The sequence below is a fragment of the Afifella aestuarii genome (assembly GCF_004023665.1).
GTDB lineage: Bacteria > Pseudomonadota > Alphaproteobacteria > Rhizobiales > Afifellaceae > Afifella > Afifella aestuarii.
On sequence record NZ_SAUF01000001.1, the window covers coordinates 1034142 to 1054342 of the forward strand.

The window sequence follows — 20201 nt, forward strand, 5'->3', positions numbered from 1 at the left end:
CTGTCAACGCGGTATCCGGGCGCGGCTTTTCTGGCCCTTTTGAGCGCATAATCTTCGTTCGGGCGGGATGCGTTTGGGTGGAATGAACCGGGCGTCAGCCAGCCTGTGCCTGACGCCCGTCCTTGCGAAGAGAATGTCTTCCGACGATCCTGACTTCGCTTGCCAATAGGATGGCGAGAGGCTGGCTGTCGCAGCGCATGCGGTGGCGCAGGAGCGCTGCTCCGAGATCCGCCCGTGCCGATGGCGAGAAGCAGGTGCGGGCCATGGGGAAAACCACCGTCTCCTCCCAGGCGATATGCCGGCGCTGCGATTCGAAGAACGCACGCAGGAGATAGCCGAGAGCCTCGGCTTCGCGGTAGCCGCCTTCCTCGTCATGGGCATCCAAAGCGTCGGCCAGTTCCAGCGCTGCCTGTTCGTCGGCGTCATGTTCGGAGCGGGCGAGGGCAACCGCCTCCCGGATGCCGCGGTCGGCGCGGCAGGGCGCGGCGAGAGCCGGAAACAGGATGTCGTTTTCCAGCCGGATATGGGCGGGGAAGTAGAAGCGCAGCGTCAAAGCCGCAGCGCGCGCCGTCTCCTGGATGACGTCTCGGGGGAGGGCATCGGCGATTGCTTCCAGAAGATCGCACAGACGCTCCTGGAGGGCATGCTCGTAAGCGATCAGCTGGAAGGGGTCTTCCCGAATTATTTCTGCCGTGGGCGCGTCCGCCGCGCAGGCGAGCAGCGCCTCAAGATGGCGTCTCTGCGGCCGCATCTTGGGAAATCCTTCCCAATCGTTCCCCTTGATTTACTAAGTGTGCCGGAACTCCCCCCTTTCCAACTTGATCTGAATCAAGGATCAGTTTCCCCTAAAGTCGATAGCTACTTTGGAAGCCTTCTAGCGCGTCGCTTGGGCGCACTTGGCAAGTTTATAGGAGATGGCCATGGGGATGGCACAAGCCGGCATCTTGTTCCTGATCGCGCTGGTTGCCGTCATAGCCTCTGTGAAGGCTCATGACATGCAGTTCGCGGTCCATATGGGACTGGTTGCCTTGATCGCTCTTGGCGCTGCCATCTGGCGGCTGCGCACCATGGATGTTTCTGGGAAGAACATCCCGCTGCGCGAGCGTCCGGACGGCTACATGGACGACGTGATTCGCTATGGCGCCGTGGCGACAGTGGGTTGGGGCGTCGTCGGCTTCATGGTCGGCGTGTTGATCGCGTTCCAGCTCGCCTTTCCCCATCTTAATCTTGAGCCTTATTTCAACTTCGCGCGTTTGCGGCCGCTGCACACATCGGCAGTGATTTTCGCCTTCGGCGGCAATGCGCTCATCTGCACCTCGTTCTACGTCGTGCAGAGGACGACCGGTGCCCGCCTCTTCGGCGGAGGTCTGCCGTGGTTCGTCTTCTGGGGCTATCAGCTTTTCATCGTGCTTGCCGCCACCGGCTATCTCCTCGGTGTCACGCAGTCGAAGGAATATGCCGAGCCGGAATGGTACATCGACCTGTGGCTGACGATCGTCTGGGTCGCCTATCTCGTCGTCTTCGTCGGCACCATCGCCAAGCGCAAAGAACCCCACATCTACGTGGCGAACTGGTTCTATCTGGCGTTCATCGTGACGATCGCGATGCTGCACGTCATCAACAACCTCGCCGTGCCGGTCTCCTTCCTCGGTTCGAAGAGCTACTCGGCCTTCTCCGGCGTCCAGGATGCCCTGACGCAGTGGTGGTACGGCCATAACGCGGTCGGCTTCTTCCTCACCGCCGGCTTCCTCGGCATGATGTATTATTTCATTCCGAAGCAGGCCGAGAGGCCGGTCTATTCCTACCGGCTTTCCATCGTCCATTTCTGGTCGCTGATCTTCCTCTACATCTGGGCCGGCCCGCACCATCTGCACTACACCGCGCTGCCCGACTGGGCGCAGACGCTCGGCATGGTGTTCTCGGTGATGCTGTGGATGCCGTCGTGGGGCGGCATGATCAACGGCCTGATGACGCTCTCGGGTGCCTGGGACAAGCTCCGGACCGATCCGATCATCCGCATGATGGTGATCGCCGTCGCGTTTTACGGCATGTCGACCTTCGAGGGCCCGATGATGTCCATCAAGGCGGTCAACTCGTTGTCGCACTACACCGACTGGACTATCGGCCACGTGCATTCCGGTGCGCTCGGCTGGGTTGGCATGATCTCCTTCGGCGCGATCTACTTCCTGGTGCCGAAGCTCTGGTTCCGCCCGCGGCTCTACTCAGTGCGGCTCGTGTCCTGGCACTTCTGGCTCGCCACGATCGGCATCGTTCTCTACGCCGCCTCCATGTGGGTCTCGGGCATCATGCAGGGGCTGATGTGGCGTGAGTACAACCAGGAAGGCTTCCTCGTTTACTCCTTCGTGGAAACCGTTGCGGCCATGCATCCCTACTACATCATCCGCGCTCTCGGCGGCACGCTTTACCTCGCCGGCGGGCTGATCATGGCGTTCAACATCTACAAGACGATCCGTGGTGATCTCCGTCAGGAGACCCCGATCGGCGCTGCCGTCGAACCGGCCGAGTGATAGGAGACACAACGTGCTCGACCCGTTTACGAAATTCATCCTGCGCAACCATGACAGGGTGGAACGGAACATCACCGTTCTCTTCGTGCTCTCCTTCATCGTCGTCGCGATCGGCGGCCTCGTCGAAATCGTGCCTCTGTTTTACGTGCAGAACACGATCGAGAAGGTCGAAGGTATGCGGCCCTATACGCCGCTGGAGCTTGCTGGCCGCAACATCTACATCCGCGAGGGGTGCTATCTGTGCCACTCGCAGATGATCCGTCCGATGCGCGACGAAGTCGAGCGTTACGGCCATTACTCGCTTGCGGCGGAATCGATGTACGACCACCCCTTCCAATGGGGGTCGAAGCGGACGGGGCCTGATCTGGCGCGCGTCGGCGGGCGTTATTCCGATGCGTGGCACGTGGAGCATTTGACCGATCCGCGTTCCGTGGTGCCGGAATCGATCATGCCCACCTACAGCTTCCTCAAGAAAACGCCGCTCAAGGCCGACGACATCGCCGAGCATCTCAAAGTGAACGCGGTTGTCGGCGTGCCCTATTCTGAGGACATGATCGCCAATGCGCAGGCGGATCTGCGGGCGCAGGTCGATCCCAACGGCGATCCGAGCGGGCTGGAAGAGCGCTACCCGAAGGTGAACGTGCGCGACTTCGACGGCAATCCGTCAGAGATCACGGAGATGGACGCTCTGGTGGCCTATCTTCAAATGCTCGGCACGCTGGTGGACTTCACCACCTACGAGCCGCTCGCCGAAGACAATCTCAGGTGAGGCGATGAGCACCTACGATACCCTGCGCCACTTCGCGGACAAATGGGGGCTTCTCTTCATGCTCCTGGTCTTCGCTGCGGCGGTTCTGTGGGTCTATCGTCCGGGCGCCCGTGCATCTTACCGCGCCCAAGGCGATATTCCCTTCAAACATGACGAGCGGCCGGCTCAAGAGCAGCCACCGCGTGACCAGACTCCTGGACGTGGAGAGTAATGATGGCCACCAAGAAAGATGGCGCTTCGAACGAGCCGCGAGGCCATGGCGTCGAGATCGACAAGGTCACCGGGACGGAAACGACCGGTCATGAATGGGACGGGATCAAGGAGCTCAACAATCCCCTGCCGCAGTGGTGGCTGTACATTTTCTACGGCTGCACGATCTTCGCTCTCGTCTATGTCGTGCTCTATCCGGCGATCCCGCTGATCAAAAGCGGCACCGATGGAGTTCTCGGCTGGCATTCGCGCTCAGCGATAGCGCGTGAGCTTACCGCCGTGGAGGAAAGCCGCCAGGCGGTGATGAACCAGATCCGCGACACGCCGCTGGAAGAAATCCGCACCAACGACGAGTTGATGCAGGTTGCCTTCCGGGGAGGTGAATCGGCGTTCAAGGTCAATTGCGTGCAGTGCCACGGCTCTGGTGCCGAAGGCGGCTATGGCTATCCGAACCTCAATGACGATGCCTGGATATGGGGTGGAACGCTCGAAGATATCCACACCACGCTCCAGCACGGTGTCCGCTACGAACAGGACGATGAGACGCGGATCTCCGAGATGCCGGCCTTCGGTCGTGATGGTCTCCTGGATTCAAGCCAGATCGAGCAGGTGGCGAATTACGTCCGCTCGCTGTCCGGCCTCGAACATGACGGGGCTCTCGCCGAAGAGGGCGCACAGGTCTTCGCCGACAATTGCGCGGTGTGCCATGGTGAGAACGGGCAGGGCCAGCACATGCTGGGAGCGCCCGCGCTCAACGACCAGGTGTGGCTCTACAGCCCGGATCTCGAGCAGATCGAATCGCAGGTGAACAACCCCAAGCACGGCGTTATGCCAGCCTGGTCGGGGCGCCTCAGTGAAGTCACCATCAAGCAGCTGGCGCTTTATGTCTGGTCGCTGGGTGGTGGTCAGAACGCGGATGCGACCGCCGCGAACTGAGGCGCGTCTCTCCGATCTGAGGTTTTAAAACGGGCGGCCGGCGGCTGCCCGTTTCTTTATATCCCGTTTCCCTGATATGATCGGTTCGATGGGACGGATTGCCGGTCTATTCGTCGTCGACGAAGGCGCGACTTTCTGGCATCCAGGTCTTGTCGTAATCACGATCTGCTGGGTTGAACCGGCCGGAACGTGCGCATGGCTGCGTTGCCTGGCGCTTTGGCATCTCAGCTTTTTATTGTCGCATGCGGCGAATGCGCTCAGTCCGAGCCGGAAACCTGGATTGACTTGGGTCAAACGGATTAGACCGTTTCCAAGCTATCCACGGCGCATGCTGTCGCGGCAGCAATGGAATCTAAATGGCCAAGATGAATCAGGACACCTACGCGGGGGGCGGGGTTGTCGACCAGGTCGAGGCCGATCCGGTCAATAGCCGCAACGAACGGTCGCTTTATGCGGCGCGTCTCAAGATTTTTCCTCAGAAAGTCTCCGGTGCTTTCCGGCGGCTGAAATGGCTGATCATGTTCGTCACCCTGGGCATCTACTGGGTGACGCCATGGATTCGCTGGGACCGGGGGCCGAATGCACCCGACCAGGCGGTGCTCGTCGACCTTGCCAGTCGCCGCTTCTATTTCTTCTCGATCGAGATCTGGCCGCAGGAATTCTACTATGTCGCCGGTCTGCTCATCATGGCGGGCCTCGGCCTCTTCCTGATCACGTCGGTCGTCGGCCGGGCCTGGTGCGGCTACACCTGTCCGCAGACGGTGTGGACCGACCTCTATATGGCGGTCGAACGACGGATCATCGGCGACCGAAACGCCCAGATGCGTCTCGACAAGGCGCCTTGGGGTTTCGCCAAGATCCGCAAGATCGCCACCGTGCATGCGATCTGGCTCCTCATCGCGATCGCGACCGGCGGTGCGTGGGTTTTCTATTTCGCGGACGCTCCGGGGCTCGCCGTCGATCTCGTGACGCTGAAGGCGCCTCCTGCCGCCTATGTGACGATCGCGGTCCTGACTTTTACGACCTATGTCTTCGCCGGCTTCATGCGCGAGCAGGTGTGCACCTATATGTGCCCGTGGCCGCGCATTCAGGGCGCCATGCTCGATGAAGATTCGCTCATCGTCACCTACAACGACTGGCGTGGCGAGCCGCGCTCGCGCCACCGCAAGAAGAGCGAGCAGCAGGGGCTGGACACCGGCGATTGCGTCGATTGCAACGCCTGCGTCGCGGTCTGCCCCATGGGCATCGACATTCGCGACGGCCAGCAGCTCGAATGCATCACCTGCGCTTTGTGCATCGATGCCTGCAACAACATCATGGACAAGGTGAACAAGCCGCGCGGGCTGATTTCCTATTCCACGTTGCAGGATTATCAGGTCCATGCCGCTGCCGCGGTGAGCAAGGGCCGCGAAGTGGCGAAGGAAGAGCAGCGCCGCTTTTCCGTGTCCCACATCGTACGTCCGCGTACGGTCATCTACTTCACGCTATGGTCGCTCATCGGCGTTGCCATGCTCGTTACGCTCGCCATGCGCGACCGTCTCGATATCAACGTCCTGCATGAGCGCAATCCGCTCTTCGTTACGCTCTCCGACGGGTCGGTGCGCAACACCTATACGGTGAAGCTCCTCAACATGCTGCCGGAACTCAAGACGTTCTCGGTGACGCTCGACGGGCTGCCTGGGGCGGAGATGTGGTACGCTGGTGCGGAAGAGGAAAAGAGCCGGAACCTGATCGTCGAGGTGCAGCCGGATCGCGTACGCGATCTCAGGGTGTTTGTGGTGATGCCGGAAGGGGCCCGAGGGTCTCAGGATTTCGATTTCGTTGTCACCGATCCCGAGACGGGTCAGACTTCTTCGGCTGATGCGCAATTCCACGGGCCGACGCGATGAGACGGGTGATGAGTGCTTTCTGGCCAAGCGAGGAAAATCCCCTCAACGGCTGGCATTTCTTCGGCATCATCTCGCTGTTTTTCGGCACCATCATCATCGTGAATTTCACGATGGCCTTCTTTGCGACATCGACCTTCCCGGGGCTCATCGTCGAGAACTCCTACGTCGCGAGCCAGAATTACAACAAATGGCTGGCGGCGAGCCGGGCGCAGGATGCGCGCGGCTGGGACGCGAAGTTCGACACGACCGACGGTATTCTGACTGTCGATCTGCGCGACAAGAGCGGGTCAGCGATCACGGGTCTCGATGTCTCCGCCATCATCGGGCGTGCGTCGGACTGGAACGAGGATCGTCTGGTGACGTTGCAGCAGGTCGCCGACGGCTACCGCGCCGATGAGCCGTTGGGGCCGGGACGCTGGATGGTGGAGCTCAAGGTCCGCTCCGGCGAGGATCTGGTCTTTCGCACGACCGAGCCGGTGATCGTCAACAGCGGACCAGCCTCATGAGCTGCTGCGGGGAAGGCGCCTCGCTTGCCGCGATCGAGCTTGCCCGGTCGCAACCCGACCCTGTTGATGATCACGTCGATCCGGCCTTCCTGCGCGAAGCGAAGGACGGTGCGACCGAACTGACGCTGATCGTGCCGGGCATGCATTGTGCCGGCTGCCTCGCGAAGGTGGAGCGGGCCCTTCTCTCGGTCGCGGGTGTGTCGCGGGCGCGCGCCAATCTGACGGCGCACAAGGCGGTCGTCGGTTTCGATCCGCAGACGGCAGAAGCCGAAGAGCTGATCGCGGCCGTCCGCGGCGTTGGCTATGCGGCAAGGCCCGTCGATCCGGCCGTCTTCAGCAATGCTGCCGACGAGGAGGCGGGAGCGGAGCTGTTGCGCTCGCTTGCCGTGGCCGGATTTGCCGCCGGTAATGTCATGCTCTTGTCGGTTTCCGTCTGGTCTGGAGCCGACGAAGCGACGCGAAACCTCTTCCACTGGATTTCGGCGATGATCGCGCTGCCGGCGATCGCTTATGCCGGGCGGCCTTTCTTCCGCTCCGCGGCGCGTGCGCTTTCGGCCCGCAGCCTGAATATGGATGTGCCGATCTCGCTTGCCGTCGTGCTGGCTGCCTTGATGAGCCTGCACGAGACGATCATCGGTGCCCCGCATGCCTGGTTCGATGCCTCGATCACGCTCCTCTTCTTTCTGCTGATCGGGCGGGTGCTCGATTTCCGCATGCGTGGGGTGGCGCGTGCCGCCGCGACGCGGCTCTTGTCGCTGTCGGCCGACAGCGCGCGGCTCGTTACCGATGATGGCCGTATCAGCCTCGTGCGCGCGGGGACGGTGAAACCTGGAGATGTCGTCGAAGTGGCGGCCGGGGAGCGTGTGCCGCTCGACGGGACGGTCATTTCGGGCTGGAGCGACATCGACAAATCGCCGTTGACGGGCGAACCCTTGCCCGAGGCGGTTCGGGACGGCAGTGCCGTCTTTGCCGGCACGCTCAATGTCACAGGGCCGATCCGTCTCAAGGTGGAGAAGGGGGCGGGGGACAGTCTCCTCGCCGACATCATCCGTCTGATGGAAGGCGCGGAAGCGGGCCGGGGCCGCTTTGTCGGTCTCGCCGACCGTGCTGCCCGCATCTATGCGCCCGCCGTCCATATCCTGGCGGCTCTCGCCTTCGTCGGCTGGTTGCTCGTCGGCATCGGCTGGCACGATTCCTTGATGATCGCCATCGCCGTTCTCATCATCACCTGTCCTTGTGCGCTCGGCCTTGCGGTGCCTGCGACACAGATCGTGGCGAGCGGGCGGCTCTTGAAGGAAGGCATCATCGTCAAGGACGGCGCGGCCCTCGAACGCCTTGCCGGCGTCGATACGGTCGTTTTCGACAAGACCGGCACCTTGACCGGCGGGGATCCCCGTCTTGCCGAGGAGCCGGAGGTGGACGGCAGGAGCTGGGCGCTGGCCGCGTCGCTCGCCAGCAAGAGCCGCCATCCGCTCGCCAAGGCTCTTGCCTCGGCGGCTCAAGACCGTGGGGTTTCGCCTCTCTCCGTGGAGGATGTGCGCGAAGAGCCCGGGGCGGGCATGGAAGCGCGCTTCGAAGGCCGCCGCGTGCGCCTCGGACGGCGGGAATGGGTTGCCGAGGCAGACCCGGCCGAGAGCGGCGGGGCATTTTCGGAAATCTGGCTCGAGATCCCGGGCGCCTCTCCCAAGGCTTTCCGTTTCGTCGATCGGTTGCGGCCCGATGCGGCGCCGCTCGTCGCTCGGCTCAAGGAGATGGGGTTCGGCGTGCATCTTCTGTCGGGCGATCGGCCGGAGGCGGTCGCAGCGGCCGCTCGCGGTCTCGGCATCGCCGAATGGAAAGGCGGGGTGACGCCCGCCGACAAGGTCGCCGAAGTGGAGCGGTTGCAGAGAGAGGGTCGGCATGTCCTGATGGTCGGCGACGGCATCAATGATGCGCCGGCGCTCGCCGCCGCGGCGGCTTCGATTTCGCCCGCGACCGGTTCCGACATTTCGCAGGTCGCGGCCGATTTCGTCCTCTCGTCCGGTGCGCTGGCACCGGTCGCGGAAGGCATCGTCGTTGCACGCCGGGCAAGGCGTGTCATCCTGGAGAATTTCGCGATCGCGCTCGCCTACAACGCGATCGCCGTGCCGGTGGCGCTCGCCGGTTTTGCGACCCCGCTCATCGCCGCGGTTGCCATGTCGAGCTCCTCAATCCTGGTGACGGCGAATGCGCTTCGCCTGTCTCTCGGTGCCGGCAAGCGGACGACCGCAAAGCCGCAGCCGCGCAATGCGCTCGCCGATACCGGCCGGGAAGCAGCGGCGTGACCATCCTCGTCATTCTCATTCCGGCGGCGTTGTTTTTGGGCGCGCTTGGCCTTGCCGCGTTTCTATGGTCTCTAAAGAGCGGACAATACGACGACCTCGACGGTGCCGCCGCCCGCATTCTCCTCGATGACGAGCCTGCGGATGGGAAGCGCCGAAACGAGGCGCGCGAGGAAGAGGACGCAGCCCAACATGTATGAAATTCTGCGCATGGCGCATCTGATCATGATCGCGATGGTCACCGGCATGGCCGTCTCGCATTACGTTATGCTGCGCGCCAGCGCCGGCCGTGAGGGCGAAGGCGGGCGAGCTCTGGCGCTCGCCCGACGCACGCTCGGCAATTTCACCACCATGGTTCTCGCCTTCGTCTGGCTGACCGGCGTCCTGCTTCTGTGGAGCCATTACGGCATGACGGAGAGGGAGGTGAGCGCCTGGTTCTATGTGAAGATCCTCTTCGTCGTTGTTTTGACCGGTGCCCATATCGCCCAGCGGGTCACCGCCGGCGGCATGCGCGGCATCACGGTCGAAGGTCGGCGGATCATCGAGCGCTATGTCTCGATCGTCTGGCTGGCCGCTCTTCTCTCCATATGCTTTGCGGTGATCTCCTTCACGCCGTCGCAATAACGCCTTCGAAGCAACGCCTCGAAGTTACCCGTCGCGTCTCGCGGCCTCCTCGCGGCGTTGCGTCCGGCTTCCTAGAAAATCGGAACGACGTTAACCTTCGCCGGCTTCCCAACGCGCCGGTTTTCGAGGGGGAACAATGACGCGAAGGCTTTTCGATTTGTGCGGGCGAGACCGCAATCTGCGCTTCAGCCCGTATTGCTGGCGCGCCAAAATGGCACTCGCCCATAAGGGTCTCGAATTCGAGACCGTGCCGACGCCGTTTCTCGGCGTCGCGGCGATCGAGCCCGACGTGGTGCGCACGGTGCCTGTGCTCGACGACCATGGTGTCAGGGTGCGCGATTCCTTCGACATCGCAGTGCATCTGGAACATGCCTATCCGGACCGGGCGCCGCTCTTTGCCGCCGCGGACGGGATCGCGGCCGCGCGTTTCATGGAGAGCGCCACGTTCGCGACGCTGCATCCGCCGATCCTGCGCATGATCGTGAAGGCTATCCACGATCAGCTCGACGATGCCGATCAAGAGTATTTCCGCGAGAGCCGGGAGAGCCGTCTCGGCCTGCCTCTCGAAGAAGCGCAGCAGGATGTCGGGCTCGTCAGCCCCGAACTCGATAAGGCGCTGGCGCCGCTCCGCCGGACGCTGGAATTCCATCCATGGCTTGCTGGCGATGAGCCGGGATTTGTCGATTACATTCCCTTTGGAACCCTGATGTGGCTTGCCGTCATCCATGGCGGGCTGCCGATCGACCCCGACGATGCCGTCGCCGACTGGTTCGGCCGCTGCCTCGATCTCCATGATGGTCTGGCGCGCGGCGCACGCTTCGCCGCCTGAGGCAACGCGCGGTCTTGCGGGACGAGCCGCAAGGGCGTTGCATCTCCTGACATGAGGTCGAGCCCCCGGCACGCGGGGGCGGGGAGGATGAGATGACCGCACCCTTGCAAGTCCCGCCGGGCTACCGCGCCCATGATCCGGAAAGCCTGCGCGGCTATCTCGCCGAGATTTCCGCCGTGCGTGACCGGCTCGGCGGCGATCCCGCCGCGTGGACGATCGAGGAGGTCGGAGACGGCAATCTCAATCTCGTCTTCAAGGTGCGCGGGCCGGTGATGGGTGTCGCGGTCAAACAGGCGCTGCCCTATCTCCGCCTCGTGGGCGAAGGCTGGCCGCTGCCGCTGGAGCGGGCGCATTTTGAACATATGGCGCTGAGCCACGAAGCGCAGCATGCGCCGGGCCTCATTCCGGAGATCTACCATTACGACGAGACGCTGGCGCTCATCGCCATGGAGCTTCTGGAGCCGCACATCATCATGCGGCACGGCATGATCGCCGGGACGGTCTATCCGAAATTCGCCGACGATCTCTCCACTTTCGCCGCCAATACGCTCTTCTTCACCTCCGACCTCGCGCTCAAGGCGGCGGAGAAGAAGGCGATGGTCGGTGCCTTCGCCGGCAACACCGAGCTCTGCAAGATTACCGAGGACCTCATTTTTACAGAGCCCTATATGGTGGCGGAGCGGAACCGCTGGACGGCGCCCTATCTCGATCCGCTCGCTGCCGCGATCCGCGACGACGGCGACCTCAAGGTCGCGGTCTCCCGCCTGAAGCTCAAGTTCATGTGCGATGCGGAGGCGATGCTGCATGGCGATCTCCACACCGGGTCCGTCATGCTGACGCCGGAGGAGACGCGCGTCATCGATCCGGAATTCGCCTTCATGGGGCCGATGGGCTTCGATACCGGCGCGGTGATCGCGAACCTTCTGATCGCCTATTTCTCGCAGGTGGGTCACGAGAGCGAGCCGGGCGGTCGCGACACTTATCGTGCCTGGGTGCTTCAGGCGACGACTGAGTTCTGGAACGGCTTTCGCGCCAAGTTCAAAAAACTCTGGGAGGAGAACGGCACGGGCGACGCCTATCCGGCGCCGCTGTTCGCCTCCGAGGCGGGGAAGACGCGTCTCGCGGCGGAGCGTGAGGCCTATCTCGACCGGCTTTTCGCCGACACGCTCGGCTTTGCCGCCGCCAAGATGATCCGCCGCATTCTGGGGCTCGCCCACAACATCGATTTGGAAAAGATCGGGGACGAAAAGGTGCGTGCCACCGCCGAGGCTCGCTGCCTGCGGCTCGCCCGCGACATGATGGTGAACACCACCGCCTACACCTCGATCGAGGCGGTCTGCGGCCAGGCTGAGCGGCTCAACGGCTGGGAGCCGAAACTCGGCGGGTAGGGGAAGAAAGCTGGGAAATCTTTGACTATCCCTGCAAACGTTCCTCGTCGGGCGCCAGGAGCGGCTTTTCGAGAAGGATGACTCGCGACCGAACGTTTTGGCCTAAGTAGGGCTTCACCTCGCCAGTCGGCTCAAAGCCCATTTTCCGCCAGAAGCCCATGACGGGGTTGGCCTCAACCACTGCCAGGCGGATGGTCCGTGCTCGAAGTGTCTGGCGCGCGAGCCGTTCCGCTTCTGTGTAGAGCTGCCGGCCGATGCCTTTACCGTGAAGTCTCTCTTTCACGGCAAGGAGGCCTATGAAGGCGATGCTCGGAGCGGGGTACCCCTCGACGATATCCAGCAGGCCGATGGGCAGGTCGTCTCGATACGCGACGAATGCGTGTTTGTGTCGAGCATCGCGGCCGGGTGGCAGTTCCGTGGCAAAGTCGTAGGCTGCTTCGGGTCTCCGGGGACAGCCGTCGACGTGCGTCGAGTAGGTGCCAAGTTCCTCAAACACGGCCTCCGCGTCCCCCATGTTGTCGGGATGAACCCGGTGCAGATGCAGAGCCGATCCTGCCATAGCTTTTCCTTGAGCCTTCGATCATTTTTGCGGCTGCGCGGACCATGCGCCCGGTTCCACACCAACGATCTTGCGGCTCTCGCCGTTTAATAGCGTCGCTGAGCCTCACTGCCTTTCGCGATGCCAACAGTGAACCCGGTATCGCCGCTCAAGCCGCCACCCGCACCCTTTCGGGGAACGCTGCGGCGATTGCTTCGGGTGTCGGCTCGATGACGCCGCGTTCGGTCACGAGGCCGGTGACGAGGCGGGCGGGTGTCACGTCGAAGGCGTAATTGGCGACCGGTGAGCCGTCCGGCACGATTGTGACGGTTTCGATCTCTCCGGATGAAGTGCGGCCGGTGATTTTCGCCACTTCGTCGCCGGAGCGTTCTTCGATCGGGATTTCTTTGACGCCGTCATGGACGCGGAAATCGATCGTGGGCGAGGGCAGGCCGACATAAAACGGTACGGCATTGTCGCGGGCGGCGAGCGCCTTCAAATAGGTGCCGATCTTGTTGCAGACATCGCCGGAAGCCGTGGTGCGGTCGGTGCCGACGATCACCATGTCGACCAGCCCATGCTGCATGAGATGGCCGCCGGTGTTGTCGGCAATCACCGTATGCGGCACGCCGTGATGGCCAAGCTCCCAGGCGGTCAGTGAGGCGCCCTGGTTGCGGGGCCGCGTCTCGTCGACCCAGACATGGACGGGAATACCCGCCTCATGCGCCATGTAGATCGGCGCCGTCGCGGTGCCCCAATCGACGGTCGCGAGCCAGCCGGCATTGCAATGGGTGAGGATGTTGACCGTCTCGCCCGGTCGCTTGCTGGCGCAGATCGCCTCGATGATGGGAAGCCCGGCCCGACCGATGCCGCGGTTGATCTCCACATCCTCGTCGGCGATTTCGGCCGCACGCTCATAGGCGCGCGCCGGTCGCTCGCTCGGCGATAGCGGTGACAGAGCCTGCATCATCTCGTCGAGCGCCCAGCGGAGATTGATGGCCGTCGGGCGGGTGGCGTGAAGCTGGTCGTAGGCGGCGGAGAGTGCATGGTTGGAGGGATCGCTGCGGGCCGCGAGCGCCATGCCGTAAGCGGCGGTGGCGCCGATCAGGGGCGCACCGCGCACCAGCATGTCCTTGATGGCGGTTGCCGCGTCCTCCATCGTCTCAAGGCGTGCGATCTCGAAACGATGCGGCAGCTTCGTCTGGTCGATGATCTCGACGGTCTCACCGTCGTCACCCAGCCAGATGGTGCGATAGGGCGTGCCATCGACCTGCATCTCGTCCTCCTGCAGAATACACCGAACATGGTCGGAGCGCCGCGCCGGCCTGTCAATGAGACGCGAAGGCCAGGTGCATCTCGGCGCGCCGCATGGCGGAACGTGCCGCTTCGTGATAGCGCCGAGGCAGGAGGAAGTGCCATGAGCAAGACAGAGAAAGCGCTGAGGAAGGCGATCATTGCCGCCTGTCGCGAGATGAATTCAAGCGGCCTCAATCAGGGCACGGCGGGCAATATCTCCGCGCGCTACAAAGACCGGCTTCTGATCACGCCGAGCGGCATTCCCTATGACGAGCTGGAGCCGGAGATGATCGCGGCCCTGCCGCTCAATGGCGAATACGGCGCCTATGAGGGGCCGAACAAGCCGTCGAGCGAATGGCGCTTCCATCTCGACATCGCCAAGGCGCGGCCGGAGATCGGCGCCACCGTCCACACGCATGCGCCCTATGCGACGACGCTCGCGATCGCGCGGCGCGAGATCCCCGCCTGCCATTACATGGTGACGGCGTTCGGCGGAGCCGAGATCCGCTGCGCCCCCTATCGCAAATTCGGCTCCAAGGAATTGTCCGAGGTCGCGCTTGAAGCCCTTCAGGGGCGAAAAGGCTGCCTTCTCGCCAATCACGGCATGATCGCCATCGGCGCCGATCTGGAGCGGGCGATGTGGCTTGCCGTCGAGCTCGAAGCGCTCGCCCGCCACTATTACCAGGCGCTTCTGATCGGTGGCCCTGTGCTTTTGTCTGAACACGAGATTGCCGAAGCCGGCGAGCTCATGTCCGGCTACGGACTTGCCGTGGAGCAGGCGCGCGACGCGTAAGACGCCGCGCGTGTATTTTACTCACGGAACCGGCCCGGGCGGCACGCCTGCGGCCGGGAAGCTTAGGACGCCTCCGCCTCTCGCGTTGCAGCGGCCTCCTGTTCGGCCTCTCTGCGGGCGTCCTGGCTCATGAAGGCCGCGGCCATCAGTTCTTTCGTGTAGTCCTTCTGCGGACGGGCGAAGACGTCTTCCGTCAGCCCTTCTTCCACGACCTTGCCTTCCTTCATGACGATGACGGTGTCGGCAAGTGCCCGCACCACCGAGAGATCGTGGCTGATGAAGAGATAGGAGAGGTTGTGCTCGCGCTGCAATTTGCGCAACAGGTCGACGATCTCCTTCTGCACCGAGCGATCGAGTGCCGAGGTCGGCTCATCGAGGACGAGCACTTTCGGCTTCAAGATCATGGCACGGGCGATCGCGATCCTCTGCCGCTGGCCGCCTGAGAATTCGTGCGGATAGCGGTTGCGCATCGACGGATCGAGCTGCACCTCCTTGAGTGCCTCCACAGCACGGCGGTCGCGTTCCTTGCGGCCGAGCTCCGGCTCGTGGACGAGAAGCCCTTCGGTGATGATCTGGCCGACCGTGAGACGCGGCGACAGCGACCCGTAGGGGTCCTGGAAGACGATCTGCAATTGCCGGCGCAGAGGACGATCGCGGCGAAGATCGGCGCCGGTCAGATCCTGACCCTCGAAGATGATTTCGCCGCGGCTTGAAATGAGGCGCAACAGCGCGCGCCCGAGCGTCGATTTCCCGGAGCCCGACTCGCCCACGATGCCGATCGTCTGGCCTTGCCGCAGCGTCAAAGAGAGGTTTTCGACGGCTTTCAGTTCGAAGGAATTCTTGCCGAAGAGCCCCTCTTTGATCTTGAAGGAGACGGAGACGCCGCGCCCCTGAAGGAGCACGGGAGCTGTCTCCGGGACCGGCTCCTTGTGCCCCTCCGGCTCGGCGGCCAGAAGCATCTTCGTATAGGGGTGCTGCGGACGCACGAAGATCTCGCTGACGGCACCCTGTTCGACCACTTCGCCGGCGCGCATGACATAGACGCGGTCCGCAAAACGGCGAACGATGCCGAGATCGTGGGTGATGAAGACGATCGCCATGCCGAGCCGGTCCTGGAGATCCTTAAGGAGCCTGAGGATTTCCGCCTGGATCGTCACGTCGAGGGCGGTCGTCGGTTCGTCGGCGATGAGGATGTCGGGATCATTGGCGAGCGCCATGGCGATCATGACGCGCTGGCGCTGGCCGCCGGACATCTCATGCGGATAGGCGTCGAGACGCCGCTCGGCATTGGGGATGCGCACAAGCTTCAGAAGTTCGAGCGCCTTTGCCCGCGCTGCCTTGGGGCTCAGCCCGCCGTGATGGATCATCGGTTCGGCGATCTGCCGGCCGATCCTGTAGAGCGGGTCGAGCGAGGACATCGGCTCCTGGAAGATCATGGTGATCTTGTCGCCGCGGATGCGGTTGAGCCGACGCGGAGAGAGACGCAGAAGGTCCTCGCCGCGATAGAGCGCTTTGCCGCTGGCACGGCCGTTGGAGGCCAGAAGCCCCATCAGCGACATCACCGTCTGGCTCTTGCCGGAGCCGGATTCGCCGACGATGGCGACGGTTTCGCCGGAGGCGACATCGAAATTGACGCCGCGGACCGCATCGACCTGACCGTCGGCGAGCGTGAAGCTCACCTTGAGATCGCGCACGGACAGCACGTTTTCGGTGGTGCTCATGTCAGCGGTCCTTCGGATCGAGCGCGTCGCGCAGGCCATCGCCGATGAAGTTCAGCGAAAACAGGATGAGGGCGAGAGCGATGGAGGGATAAAGCAGGAGCCAGCTGGCCCCCTGCATGTTCTTGGCACCTTCAGAAATGAGCACGCCGAGGCTCGTCAGCGGTTCCTGAACGCCGAGACCGAGGAAGGAGAGGAAACTCTCCAGGAGGATCACCTTCGGTACCAGAAGCGTCATGTAGACGGCGACCGGACCCAAAACGTTCGGAATGATGTGACGGCGCACGATCCCTGCGTTGGAGACGCCCAGCGCCTCCGCCGCCTCGACGAATTCACGCCGCTTCAAGCTCAAGGTTTGGCCACGCACGATACGCGCCATGTCGAGCCATTCGATCGCGCCGACGGCGATGAACATCAGCACGAAATTGCGCCCGAAGAAGACCACGAGCAGAATGACGAAGAAGATGAACGGTAGCGAATAAAGCACGTCGACGAGGCGCATCATGACGTTGTCGACGCGCCCGCCCAGATATCCGGCAGTGGCGCCGTAGGCGACCCCGATCATCAGGGCGACGACCGTCGCCAGAAGTCCGATGGCGAGCGAGATGCGGATCGCCATGAAGATTCGCGCCAGGAGATCGCGCCCGTTGCCGTCGGTGCCGGCAATGAAATAGAGACGCGCGACATCCGCTTCGAGCACAGCAGAACGGCCATCGGCCGACGTCTCCGTGATCTTGGCGTTGGAGAAGAGGTCAGAGCGGTCGACATAGCGCGTGATACGCGGATCGACCTCGTCATCATCGGTGATCTCGGCGCGCACTTTATCGCCTTCGACCTCGACGGAGGCGACGTCGACACGGGCGCGGGAGAGCGAGCGTTCCATTTCCGGCACGATGCGCTCTTCATGCGGGTAGGCCTCAAGGCTCGCCGGTACGCGCACATATTCCGAATAGACGCGGTCATAAGGATGCGGCCATACGAGAGGCCCGACGAGCGAGGCGACAGCCATGACGACGAGAATGAACAGGCTCGTCATCGCCGCCTTGTTTCGGCGGAGGCGCACCAGCGCGTCCTGCCACAGGGAGCGGCCGGAGATCGTCGGCTCGTCGAGGGTGATGGGTTCTTCAGCGATCGACATGTTCGGGCTCAATCGTAGCGGACGCGCGGATCGAGCCACGCATAGACAAGGTCGACGATCATGTTGAACACGACCACGAAGATGGAGACGACCACGACTGTGCCCATGACGAGCGTGTAGTCGCGATTGAGTGCCGCCTGGACGAAATAGCGACCGACGCCCGGAATGCCGAAGATCGTTTCAACGACGATCGAGCCGGTCAGAAGCGCAGCGGCGGCGGGTCCGAGATAGGAGACAACCGGCAGAATGGCCGCCCGCAGGGCATGCACCATGACGACGACGCGGGTCGGCAGGCCATAGGCCCGCACCGTGCGCACATGGTCCGAGCGCAAGGCCTCGATCATGGCGCCGCGGATGAGGCGCGCGACGATGGCGATCTGCGGCAGGGCGAGCGTGACAATGGGCAGGATCTTGTTGGGAAGGGCGCCATTGCCCCAACCGCCGGCGGGGAGCCAGCCGAGCGACACGCCGAAAATCAAGGACAGCACCGGTGCGATGACGAAGGGGGGAATGGTGATGCCGAACGTGGCGACGCCGACCACGAGATAATCGATCGTGGAATTCTGCTTCAGCGCGGCGATCGAGCCCAAGACCGTGCCGATGATGAGGGCGAGCGTGAGCGCCGATGCGCCAAGCTGAATCGACACCGGCAGGCCAGCGGCGAAAAGATCGCCCACGGAGAAGTCACGGTAGACGAAGCTCGGTCCGAGATCGCCGTGCAGCAGGTTGCTCAGGTAGAGCAGATATTGCCGCCAGAGCGGTTCGTTGAGGTGATAGATGCGGTTCAAATTCTCCATCACCTTGGCTTCCAGGGGACGTTCCAGATTGAACGGTCCGCCCGGTGCCACGCGCATCAGGAAAAACGATATCGTTATGATGACAAAGAGCGTCGGAATGGCTGTCGCCAACCGGCGCAAAACATAGCTCAGCATCGCCGCTCCGTCGGTGGAAGGCGAAGCCTGCCCATCGGTTCAGGCAGCTTCTATGATTGCAGAAAAAAACCGGACGAGGCTCGAGGTTCCCGTACATCCTGTGCGCGGGAACCTCTGCGTCAGCCCAATTACTGCTCGAGCGACATCCACCGCGTTCCGTGGACGTTGACGAGATTGTCCTCCCAACCCTGCAGCTTGTCGGAAACCAGGCTGAGGGAGGAGTAATAGAGGATCGGGATGAAGGGCAGGTCGCGCATGAAGATCGTCTCGGCCTGCTTCAGGACTTCAGCGCGCTCGTCGAGGTCGCTGGTCTCTTCGGCCTTCTCCATCAGCGCATCATATTCCGGGTTGTTGTAGTTTGCGTAGTTGAAGCCCGGATTGTTGCTCTCCACCAGGAACAGGAAGTTCTGCGGGTCGGAATAATCGCCGATCCAGCCGGCACGCGCGATGTCAAAGTCGCCCTTGTCTCGCAGATAGGCGTAATGGGTGGCGCCATCCGCGGTCACGAAAGTCGTCTTAACACCGATATTCTTCCACATATCGGCGATCGCGGTCGCCGTGTTCTGGTGGTTCTCGCCGGTGTTGTAGCGGATCTCGACGCTCAGCGGATTGTCTTTTCCGTAACCGGCCTCTTCGAGCAGCTCGATGGCTTTGTCTTCGCGGTCGAGCGGATCCATGTCCTTGTAATCGGCATAGGCCGGCTCGCCGTAATTGCCGATGCCCGGAGGAACCAGCGAATAGGCGGGCAGCATGGCGCCGGCCCAGATCTCGTCCGCGATGAATTCGCGATCGATCGCCATCGACAGCGCCTGACGGACGCGCACGTCGGAGAGCTTCTCCTTGTCGGCCTTCACGGCATAATAGTAGTTGCCGAGATACGGAACAATGTGGACTTCGTCGCCCAGCGTATCCTTCACATACTTCATCTGCTCGGTTGGGATGTCGGAGCAGGATTGCACTTCGCCGGCCTCGAAGCGCCGCAGGCAGGCTGAGCGATCCTCGAAGGGAATGTAGATCACCTTGTCGATGGCGACGTTGTCGGCATCATGGAAATTCTTGTTCTTGACGAGGACGATACGCGAATTCGGCGTGAATTCCTGGAGCGTATAGGCGCCGTTCGAGACCATGTTCTCCGGCTGCACGAAATCGGTGCCGAACTCCTTCACCGCCGGGGGATAGACGGGCAGGCTGGTCTGATGGGTCAGCAGCTCGAGGAAATACGGCGTCTGGTTTTCCAGTGTGAACTGGAGCGTGTGTTCGTCGAGCGCCTTGACGCCAATCTCTTCGGGCGGAACCTTGCCGGAATTGGCCGCTTCGGCGTTTTTAATCGGATAGAGGATGTTGGCGTATTTGGCGCCGGTCTCCGGGTTGATGATCCTCTGATAGGAGAAGACGAAGTCCCCAGCCGTCAGTGGTTCGCCGTTCGACCATTTGGCATCGTCGCGCAGGTGGAACGTCCAGGTGAGACCGTCATCGGATGTTTCCCAGCTCTCTGCGACGCCCGGGACGACTTTGGCTGAAGAGCTGTAGACGACGAGGCCTTCATAAAGGTCACGTAGGACATTCGCTTCCGAAATGGTCGACGTTTTGTGCTGATCGAGCGTCTCGGGGTCGGCGTCGTTGCCGCGTGTATAAGTGACCTCGGCGCTGGCGCTCGCGGCCATCAATGCTACCGCCGCTGCGCCCAGAACGAACCTGGACAACAATCTGCGCATTCCTGATCCTCCTTGAGAGGGCGGACTTCAAAAGCCCAGCCTAACGTGCGGGGACACTACGCGCGGAATCGATTGTATGGCAACTTGCCGCC

General features: G+C 62.6%; 19 protein-coding genes. 12 read left to right on the top strand and 7 right to left on the bottom strand.

Annotation, left to right across the window (positions count from 1 at the left end):
* Positions 1-94: 94 nt before the first annotated feature.
* Positions 95-751, bottom strand: coding sequence for a hemerythrin domain-containing protein (locus EO094_RS04790; RefSeq protein ID WP_128291123.1), 657 nt, complete (start codon positions 749-751; stop codon positions 95-97).
* 175 nt (positions 752-926) lie between these two features.
* Here EO094_RS04790 and ccoN point away from each other — a divergent pair, with 175 nt between their 5' ends.
* The 11 genes from ccoN to mtnK all read left to right on the top strand — a co-directional run bounded on the left by ccoN (position 927) and on the right by mtnK (position 11979).
* Positions 927-2528 (top strand): cytochrome-c oxidase, cbb3-type subunit I, encoded by a 1602-nt coding sequence (gene ccoN, locus EO094_RS04795; protein WP_128291824.1) that lies wholly within the window; start codon positions 927-929, stop codon positions 2526-2528.
* A gap of 37 nt (positions 2529-2565) precedes the next feature.
* A complete protein-coding gene (ccoO, locus tag EO094_RS04800; protein WP_128291825.1) occupies positions 2566-3297 on the top strand; it encodes a cytochrome-c oxidase, cbb3-type subunit II in 732 nt (243 codons plus the stop codon).
* Between the two features lie 4 nt (positions 3298-3301).
* Positions 3302-3508 (top strand): cbb3-type cytochrome c oxidase subunit 3, encoded by a 207-nt coding sequence (locus EO094_RS18660; RefSeq protein ID WP_128291124.1) that lies wholly within the window; start codon positions 3302-3304, stop codon positions 3506-3508.
* 2 nt (positions 3509-3510) lie between these two features.
* Complete coding sequence (gene ccoP, locus EO094_RS04810) at positions 3511-4443, top strand: cytochrome-c oxidase, cbb3-type subunit III (protein ID WP_128291125.1); 933 nt, start codon at positions 3511-3513, stop codon at positions 4441-4443.
* A gap of 356 nt (positions 4444-4799) precedes the next feature.
* Positions 4800-6332, top strand: a complete 1533-nt coding sequence (ccoG, locus tag EO094_RS04815; protein WP_246008362.1) for a cytochrome c oxidase accessory protein CcoG — start codon at positions 4800-4802, stop codon at positions 6330-6332.
* Between the two features lie 8 nt (positions 6333-6340).
* Positions 6341-6838, top strand: coding sequence for a FixH family protein (locus tag EO094_RS04820; RefSeq protein WP_164879557.1), 498 nt, complete (start codon positions 6341-6343; stop codon positions 6836-6838).
* Positions 6835-9141 (top strand): heavy metal translocating P-type ATPase, encoded by a 2307-nt coding sequence (locus tag EO094_RS04825; protein ID WP_128291127.1) that lies wholly within the window; start codon positions 6835-6837, stop codon positions 9139-9141. The genes EO094_RS04820 and EO094_RS04825 overlap by 4 nt, the downstream gene beginning before the upstream one ends.
* On the top strand, positions 9138-9338 hold the full coding sequence (gene ccoS / locus EO094_RS04830) for a cbb3-type cytochrome oxidase assembly protein CcoS (RefSeq protein WP_128291128.1): 201 nt from the start codon (positions 9138-9140) through the stop codon (positions 9336-9338). The genes EO094_RS04825 and ccoS overlap by 4 nt, the downstream gene beginning before the upstream one ends.
* Positions 9331-9762 carry a hypothetical protein gene (locus EO094_RS04835; RefSeq protein ID WP_128291129.1) on the top strand — a complete coding sequence of 144 codons (432 nt, stop codon included), beginning with the start codon at positions 9331-9333 and terminating at the stop codon, positions 9760-9762. The genes ccoS and EO094_RS04835 overlap by 8 nt, the downstream gene beginning before the upstream one ends.
* 136 nt (positions 9763-9898) lie before the next feature.
* Complete coding sequence (locus tag EO094_RS04840) at positions 9899-10591, top strand: glutathione S-transferase N-terminal domain-containing protein (RefSeq protein ID WP_128291130.1); 693 nt, start codon at positions 9899-9901, stop codon at positions 10589-10591.
* Between the two features lie 92 nt (positions 10592-10683).
* Positions 10684-11979, top strand: coding sequence for an S-methyl-5-thioribose kinase (gene mtnK, locus EO094_RS04845; protein WP_128291131.1), 1296 nt, complete (start codon positions 10684-10686; stop codon positions 11977-11979).
* A 25-nt stretch (positions 11980-12004) separates the two neighbouring features.
* Here the strand turns inward: mtnK and EO094_RS04850 are convergent, their stop codons facing one another.
* Complete coding sequence (locus tag EO094_RS04850) at positions 12005-12538, bottom strand: GNAT family N-acetyltransferase (protein WP_128291132.1); 534 nt, start codon at positions 12536-12538, stop codon at positions 12005-12007.
* Positions 12539-12686: 148 nt separating this feature from the next.
* Positions 12687-13793 (bottom strand): S-methyl-5-thioribose-1-phosphate isomerase, encoded by a 1107-nt coding sequence (mtnA, locus tag EO094_RS04855; protein WP_128291133.1) that lies wholly within the window; start codon positions 13791-13793, stop codon positions 12687-12689.
* Positions 13794-13934: 141 nt separating this feature from the next.
* On the opposite strand from mtnA, the gene EO094_RS04860 reads away from it, so the two are divergent.
* Complete coding sequence (locus tag EO094_RS04860; protein ID WP_128291134.1) at positions 13935-14606, top strand: class II aldolase/adducin family protein; 672 nt, start codon at positions 13935-13937, stop codon at positions 14604-14606.
* A gap of 62 nt (positions 14607-14668) precedes the next feature.
* Here the strand turns inward: EO094_RS04860 and EO094_RS04865 are convergent, their stop codons facing one another.
* The 4 genes from EO094_RS04865 to EO094_RS04880 all read right to left on the bottom strand — a co-directional run bounded on the left by EO094_RS04865 (position 14669) and on the right by EO094_RS04880 (position 20109).
* Positions 14669-16327, bottom strand: coding sequence for an ABC transporter ATP-binding protein (locus tag EO094_RS04865; protein ID WP_128291135.1), 1659 nt, complete (start codon positions 16325-16327; stop codon positions 14669-14671).
* A gap of 1 nt (position 16328) precedes the next feature.
* Entirely contained in the window at positions 16329-17462 is a 1134-nt protein-coding gene (locus EO094_RS04870; RefSeq protein ID WP_128291136.1) for an ABC transporter permease, read from the bottom strand.
* Between the two features lie 8 nt (positions 17463-17470).
* Positions 17471-18394 carry an oligopeptide ABC transporter permease OppB gene (gene oppB, locus EO094_RS04875; protein ID WP_092810188.1) on the bottom strand — a complete coding sequence of 308 codons (924 nt, stop codon included), beginning with the start codon at positions 18392-18394 and terminating at the stop codon, positions 17471-17473.
* 128 nt (positions 18395-18522) lie between these two features.
* Positions 18523-20109, bottom strand: a complete 1587-nt coding sequence (locus EO094_RS04880) for a peptide ABC transporter substrate-binding protein (protein WP_128291137.1) — start codon at positions 20107-20109, stop codon at positions 18523-18525.
* Positions 20110-20201: the final 92 nt, after the last annotated feature.